Annotated in this window: 8 protein-coding genes; 5 read left to right on the top strand and 3 right to left on the bottom strand. The window is 37.8% G+C overall.

What is annotated here, in order from left to right:
- Nucleotides 1–143: 143 nt before the first annotated feature.
- Entirely contained in the window at nucleotides 144–1,514 is a 1,371-nt protein-coding gene (locus EJK17_RS10800) for a glycerophosphodiester phosphodiesterase (RefSeq protein WP_103662644.1), read from the bottom strand.
- An 80-nt stretch (nucleotides 1,515–1,594) separates the two neighbouring features.
- On the opposite strand from EJK17_RS10800, the gene EJK17_RS10795 reads away from it, so the two are divergent.
- Genes EJK17_RS10795 through EJK17_RS10775 form a run of 5 tightly spaced genes read left to right on the top strand, consistent with a single transcriptional unit; the run spans nucleotide 1,595 to nucleotide 5,262 of the window.
- Nucleotides 1,595–1,927, top strand: coding sequence for a hypothetical protein (locus EJK17_RS10795; protein WP_103662645.1), 333 nt, complete (start codon nucleotides 1,595–1,597; stop codon nucleotides 1,925–1,927).
- Between the two features lie 19 nt (nucleotides 1,928–1,946).
- Nucleotides 1,947–3,308, top strand: a complete 1,362-nt coding sequence (locus EJK17_RS10790; RefSeq protein WP_201738284.1) for a bifunctional metallophosphatase/5'-nucleotidase — start codon at nucleotides 1,947–1,949, stop codon at nucleotides 3,306–3,308.
- 12 nt (nucleotides 3,309–3,320) lie between these two features.
- Nucleotides 3,321–3,887, top strand: a complete 567-nt coding sequence (locus tag EJK17_RS10785) for a YutD family protein (RefSeq protein WP_103662647.1) — start codon at nucleotides 3,321–3,323, stop codon at nucleotides 3,885–3,887.
- Complete coding sequence (locus tag EJK17_RS10780) at nucleotides 3,887–4,657, top strand: TIGR01457 family HAD-type hydrolase (RefSeq protein ID WP_103662648.1); 771 nt, start codon at nucleotides 3,887–3,889, stop codon at nucleotides 4,655–4,657. Before EJK17_RS10785 ends, EJK17_RS10780 begins: the two co-directional genes overlap by 1 nt.
- On the top strand, nucleotides 4,654–5,262 hold the full coding sequence (locus EJK17_RS10775) for a TIGR01906 family membrane protein (RefSeq protein WP_103662649.1): 609 nt from the start codon (nucleotides 4,654–4,656) through the stop codon (nucleotides 5,260–5,262). Before EJK17_RS10780 ends, EJK17_RS10775 begins: the two co-directional genes overlap by 4 nt.
- 14 nt (nucleotides 5,263–5,276) lie before the next feature.
- Here the strand turns inward: EJK17_RS10775 and EJK17_RS10770 are convergent, their stop codons facing one another.
- Nucleotides 5,277–5,927: a VTT domain-containing protein gene (locus EJK17_RS10770; RefSeq protein ID WP_103662650.1), complete on the bottom strand. Its 651-nt coding sequence runs from the start codon at nucleotides 5,925–5,927 to the stop codon at nucleotides 5,277–5,279.
- An 8-nt stretch (nucleotides 5,928–5,935) separates the two neighbouring features.
- Entirely contained in the window at nucleotides 5,936–6,874 is a 939-nt protein-coding gene (locus EJK17_RS10765) for an NAD(P)/FAD-dependent oxidoreductase (protein WP_236629397.1), read from the bottom strand.
- Between the last annotated feature and the right edge of the window lie 238 nt (nucleotides 6,875–7,112).

Raw genomic sequence — 7,112 nt, 5'->3', positions numbered from 1 at the left:
AAATCTCTAACCAAATATAGCGTAAAGCGGTTTCAAAAATTAAGCAAAAAAAACACTCATCAAACTTAGATGAGTGTCCTAAAGCATTCCCCGTTCAAAGTCAATGTCTTAACTTAATGACATTGCCCAATTGGGCTGCTTTTTTAATAAATAATTTGTTTCATCTGTTTTTGGCTTTCCAAGTAAGTCGGTGTATAAACTAATTTTTCAGGAGTAAAGGGCAGTAAAACTAAGTTAGAATACTGACTGACTCGTGGTAATTTATTATACTGCTTAAAATCTGACTGCTTGAAAAAGCCATAGAATAAAATATCTTTGGCCTTAACCCAGCCCGCTTTAGTGTAAAGCCACATATTTTTAGGCGTTCCATTAAAGTTCTGAATCTTGAACAGCTGATTTGCTGGCAACACTTTTTTAGCTTTGGCTTGATTATCTGGATAACGATAAATTGCCACCTTGGTATGCGGCTTAGCAATAATCTTTTTATCTTGATATGGCGCAATATCATTTTGGCGTAAGTCTAGGTTAACAAACTCAGCAGAGATAAAAGTCTTTTCTGCAATTTGATAATACAAACGATCGTCTACTCTTACTCCGTAGGTTACATTCACTCTTTGATTTGGCTTAACATACTTTTTTTCTTTAATGCGGACATACGGGTTCATCATTGTCGCAGTCTTAGTTTTACCAAAATAAATCCCAGAGCGATTAATGGCATATTTCTTCGTTCCGCTTTTGGCTAATTTGTATTTAAAACCAGTCGCTGGGAAATTAGTTACTACGCCATCGACATTGCGGTTAATCAGCCACTGCCAGAGACTAGGCGATTCATCCATCTCGGTCCAGACAAAGAGCTGCTTATGCAGTTTGTGTAACCAGTGAATTAAGAAGGGATGCTCCTGAACAATATCTGAAGCAGCATTAACGGCGTTAACTTGTGGTAAAATACTGAAGTTAATGCGTTTTAAGCTCCCCACAATAAAAATCAAATAAGCATCAGGCATAATTTTTCTAAAATGAAATAAACTGGCAGCTGAGAAAGAGTGGATCATAATGCGCTTTTGCATATGATATTCTTTGACCACCGCAGCGATTTTATCTTCTAATTCATAAGAAGGATTAAGTCCGTGATCGATTTTAGTTTCTAAAATAAATTTGGTATTTGGTCGGTTTTTATAATGTTCAAACAATTCATTCAGAGACATGACATGTTCGCCGTTGTCATACTTTAACTGTTTAAGTGTATCAAAGTTATTTTGTGATACAATTACATTTGTATGAGTAACGCGCTCAAGATTATCATCATGGGCGATCACGAGCATTCCATCTTTAGATAACTGAAGGTCGAGTTCAACGTAGTCGGCGCCAGAATTGAAGGCAGAATCATCAGCCTGAATCGTTTCTTCAGGATATTTGATGGGATCGCCGCGGTGGCCAACAACGGTAAAACCACTAGTTGTAAAAAAGATTGAACAAAAAAACAGGGCAAAAAAAAGTCGGCTTTTAATTTGCATGTGTACACCTCTATCGCATATTAACAATAGCATGGTTACACATTTTTTTCTATTTAATCTTGAATAAGTAGGTGTAATTAATGGATCAGCAGTATGAAACGTTAGATTTAATTGAAGAAGTAACCCGCAATGACGGTACTAAGTATTATGAAATCTCCAATATTGACCAAAACGGGATTGCTGAATTGGCGGTGGACCGCGGTTATATTAAACGGGTAAAGATTTTACAAGTTAATATTGCCCGGACCAAGCCGCTAATTACTTATGAAAAATACATCAATGCCAATTACCAGTTGCAAACTTTACTAAATGAAGATGATTGGAAAAATCCTAAGTGGGTTGAATGGGATAAGCCAAAAGGTAAAGTTTTAGATGCTTATAAGATGGTTTTAAAATCTAACCGGATCGGGTAATAGAAAGGCATTTGTCATGTTGGAAACAATTCGGATTTTACAAACTAATGATCTGCATTCACACTTTGAACATTTCCCTAAAATTGGACGCTACTTAGCTGCAGCTCAAGCGGATACTAGTGTCGATGAAGTTTACACCTTTGATGCTGGGGACTTTATGGATCGCTCGCACCCGTTAACTGACGCTACTAAGGGACAAGCAAATATTAAGTTAATGAATCAGTTTCATTATACGGCAGGGACAATTGGCAATAATGAAGGAATTTCTAACTCGCATGAAGTGTTGGAACATTTATTTGATCATGTTAAGTATCCCATTGTTTTAGCCAATTTACGTGAAGAAGACGAAAGTATGCCGAAATGGGCTAAAAGTTATGAAATACTTACTACCAAAAAAGGTACACGCATTGCTTTAGTAGGGCTGACTGCAGCTTATCCGATGACTTATGGTCCCAATCATTGGCATATCAAAATGCTTGATCACACAATGGATCAAGCTTTGCCAGAAATTGAGGGCAAATATGATGTCCTAATTATGTTGACCCATATTGGTTTGACCATGGATCGCTGGCTAGCGAAGCATTATCCTCAAATTGATTTGATCGTTGGCGGACACAGTCACGATTTAATTGCTAAAGGCGAAGAAGTTAACGGTGTTTGGATTACTCAAACTGGCAAATGGGGTAATTATGTTGGTGATATTCATGTTGAATTAGAAGATCATCAAGTTAAAAAGATAGTTCCGCAAACTATAGCCACGGCGTCACTGCCAGCTGAACCAGAAGATGCCAAAGTTATTCAAGGTTATTTAGATGAAGGGCAAAAAATCTTGGAGAGTGAAAAAGTGGCTCGTCTGCCCGAAAAGTTCGCCGATGATAAGGAAGCGGCCATTCATGTTTCTTTAGATGCGATTGCTGATTTCGCTCACACTGATTTGGCGATGCTCAGTTCTGGTTTATTTATTACACCTTTTAAGAGCGGAATTTTAACTAAATATGATTTGCAGCAAGCTCTGCCGCACCCAATGCATGTTGTCCGGTCAACCTTGAAGGGCAGCGACTTATGGCGGTTAGTCATGGAAATTGAGAAGAACCGGCATTATTTAGATCATTTCAAGTTGCAAGGCATGAGCTTTCGCGGAAAGATTTTTGGTCAGGTTTACTATAAGGGAATTGAAGTTGATCATCAGAAGCGGATTGTTTATGTTAATGGTAAAGAAGTCGATCCTTTGCAAGAATACCAAATTGCCAATTTAGACCACTATGTCTTAATTCCATTTTTCCCAACTTTAGCGATTGTTGGTGACAATGAATTTTTATTCCCACAATTTTTACGAGAAGTTGTAGGTGACTACTTGCAGCGAGAATATCCAATTAACTGAGAAGTGAAGTAAATGTCAGAAGAAAAAGAAAATAATAAGGAGAATCGTTTTGAAAAAAAGCAGCCACTGCGTCATCCACTGGCAGTTGTGGCTCAAAACGAAGACAAGGTAAAAATTAATAAGCAGCTCTACCGGATTGCTGTGAATGAAGGAGATGCGCTTGATCTAGAGGTCTTAAGGCGCAAGTATGATCCATATTTAGATCAGTATGACTTTTTAGTCGGGGATGTTTCTAGTGAACATTTGCGGCTGAAAGGTTTTTATAAAGATATCGTGCGTACAGCAATTGATCGCAAAGAAAAAGCAATTGCGGATTACCTAATTGAGTATTGTAATCCCGGAACTGCTTATTTTGTCTTAGAATTAATTTCACCAGTTCATAATTATCAGAATCGCGACAATAAGCACAATAACTTCCGTCACAAGCGTAAGTATAATGCTAATCATCATAAGAATAATTTCAAAAAACGGCGTGTACATAAGGCCAAATTCCCTAAGCGGAAGGTAATTGCTGTCCAAAAAGGGCGCGGTCATAAGCATGCCTTTGTCATCAAAAAGAAAGAGGAGCAAAGTAACTAGTGAAAGACTATCGCGTATTTTTAATTGATCTTGATGGGACTGTTTATCGTGGTGAAGAAACTGTTCAAACTGGAGTTGATTTTGTTCACCGCTTAGATCAAGCAAGGAAAGACTATTTATTTTTGACCAATAATACTACCCGGACTCCGCAAATGGTAGTTGATAAATTGCGGAGCCACGGCATTGAAACTGATGTAGATCATGTCTATACCCCAAGTATGGCCACGGCAAGTTATATTTTGCAACATGACCAAAAAAAGAAGATTGGTTTATATATTATTGGTGAAATTGGCCTGTGGTCCGAACTATTAAGCCATCCAGAATTTGAAATTAATGAGCAAAATCCTGATTACGTGATTGTAGGAATGGATAAAGATTTAACCTATCATAAAGTCAGAGTAGCTACACGGGCAATTAGAAATGGAGCAACCTTTATTGGGACAAATGCTGACTTGAATTTGCCTTTAGGGGATGAACTCATTCCAGGAAATGGTTCCCAATGTGCTATGGTAGCTGCTGCAAGTGGACAGAGTCCACTTTATATTGGTAAGCCTGAGTCTATTATTGTAGAGATGGCTTTGGCTAAAGTTCACCATTCTAAAGATGAAGCGATGCTGGTTGGTGATAATTATGAAACCGACATTCGCGCTGGATTCAATAGTAATGTTGATCAATTATTGACACTGACTGGTGTTACTCGCCGAGAAGATTTAGCGGGTAAGCGTCAACCGACTGTTTTGGTAAATAATTTAGATGAATTTAAACTATGAAAAGAAACTTTAATCCTGTAGTAGTCTTGTATCACCTATTATTTGCACTAGCTAGTAGTGTAGTGGGGGCAATTATTGCCAGCTGGCCTTTGCTCTTAGTTTTTACTTTAGTGCAAAAGACTTACGCGACCGTACATTTATCGGTGATGCAAGTGATGCATAATTATAACCAACTTTTATGGTATTTGATTTGGCCCTTTAAAAAGAAATTACAGATGGATAATTTGCCGACATCTGCTGATGCGGCGGCGCATTTTGCGGATTGTAAAAAACTCTTTTTGTTTGCGATTGCAGTTTTTATTGTCTGTGTGGTCATGCACTTTTGGGCTAAAAAAAGTCGCAATCGCGCTTTTATTCAATTAGACAAAACTTGGGCATTAATTTTTTTGATTTTACCGGTTGTCATTCTGCCTTTTGCCATAACTAATTTTGATAGTTTCTTCGTTGTCTTTCATCATCTATTCTTTGCCAGCAGTAATTGGTTATTTGATCCGGCAACCGATCCAATTATCAATGTTTTAACCGAAGGCTTTTTTGCGGCCTGCTTTGCGGTTGCCGGAATTATTTATGAATTATATTTTGCTGAACAATTATTGCAAAAGTAAAAAAGGAGTTCCAATTAATGGAACTCCTTTTTGAGTGAGATTTTTTTCTTCAAAGCCACAATTGCAATTGGCACCACTGAAACTAAAATGATTGCTAAAACAATTAGTGAGAAGTGCTCTTTGACTAATGGAATATTGCCAAAGAAAAAGCCAATTAGGGTAAATAAACCAGTCCAGAGCAAACCACCAATAATGTTATAAGTAATAAAAGTGCCATAGTGCATTTTGCTAGCTCCCGAGATAAAGGGGACGAAGGTCCGAACAAAGGGAATAAACCGCCCGATGACAATCGTAATGGGGCCATGGCGCTCAAAGAATTTTTCGGCAGCTAGCCGATTATCTTGGTTGATCAGTTTATTGAACCAAGCATGCTTTTCATCAGCGTGGGAAGACCAAGCACCAATACGGTAATTGACACTGTCGCCGACAACAGCTGCTAAAGCCACAACTGCGTAGACTAACCAGATGGTTAATTGGTAACGCGGGTTAGCTGCCATGGCACTAGCGGCAAAAATTAAGGAGTCGCCCGGTAAAAAAGGAAAGACGACTAAACCAGTTTCAATAAAGATGATGGCAAAGAGAATCAAATAAGTCCAGCCACCAAATTGGTTAACAATCGTGATTAAATGATCATCGATATGAAGGATAAAATCAATTAAAGCCATTTTTTCTCCTACATGCTAGTTGAATGAATAGTTAAAGTCTTTTCTGGGAAAAGCTCACGCATAATTGCGTTGATAGCAATTTGTGTTTCACCAAAGCCAACGCCGATGATAGGAACTCGGCCAGGATAAGTAGCAACATCGCCGGCAGCATAAATGCCATCAAGATTGGTTTTCATTTCTGCTCCAACTTTAATTCTTGCCCCAGATAAGTTGACGCCCCAGTTTTTGACAACACGATTATCTGCCCTAAAACCATATGCAACTAAGATCTGATCGAATCTTTCTGTCCGAACTTCTTGGCTGCCTACTTCTTTAAGGGTGATTTGTAATTGATTATTACTTATTTTTGCCTCTTTAGGAAGAAAAGGGGTCAAAATTTCGACATTTTTCATCTTTTTTAAACGGGTCAGACTACTTTCTAAGCCGCGAAATTCTTGCCGACGGTGAATCAATTTTACTTTAGCTACGTTTGCTAATTCTAATGCCCAGTCCAAAGCAGAATCGCCTCCGCCAAAAATACCAATGGTTTGTCCTTTAAAGATGGCAGGATCTTTAACAAAATAATGAACTCGCTGTTCAGCTGCTGGGTTCATTTTGACAGGAAACTTCTTAGGATTGAATGCACCGTTACCAGTTGCAATAATGATACTTCTTACTTGAAACTGATGATCAATATTAAAACCAGTTTCGTTTTTAATTACTTCATTTACGCGATGATTAACTTTAATAGTTACTTGTTTAGTTAAGGCTTTCCTTAAATTGCTAATTAATTCTTTCGCAGTAATTTCGTTATAAGCAGGAATATCCATAATTTGCTTAAATGGATAAAGCATTTGTGGTTGCCCACCAACTTCATCTAAAGAATCGAACAAGACAACTTTTAAGCCATGAAGTTGTGCATAACCAGCAGCAAAGAGGCCAATTGGGCCACCGCCAATAACTGCCAAATCAAATTCTTCTATTTTAAAAACTCCCTTCGGTAATTGATGTAATCAACTTTACCATGAATAAGCGTAAATTTCATTGAAAAATAAGCTTGCATAAAAAAGAAAAGTAGGGTAAATTAATAAAGTCGTCTTGAGGGATGACAAGAAAACTCGGAAAGAGCTTTGAAAAAAGTTTTAAAAAAAAGACTTGCAAAGCGAAAGAAAAACGAGTAATATACTTAACTGTCGTCGGGTGATG

Source organism: Lactobacillus xujianguonis (assembly GCF_004009905.1).
Lineage (GTDB): Bacteria > Bacillota > Bacilli > Lactobacillales > Lactobacillaceae > Lactobacillus > Lactobacillus xujianguonis.
This window is presented reverse-complemented; position numbering and strand designations above follow the sequence as displayed.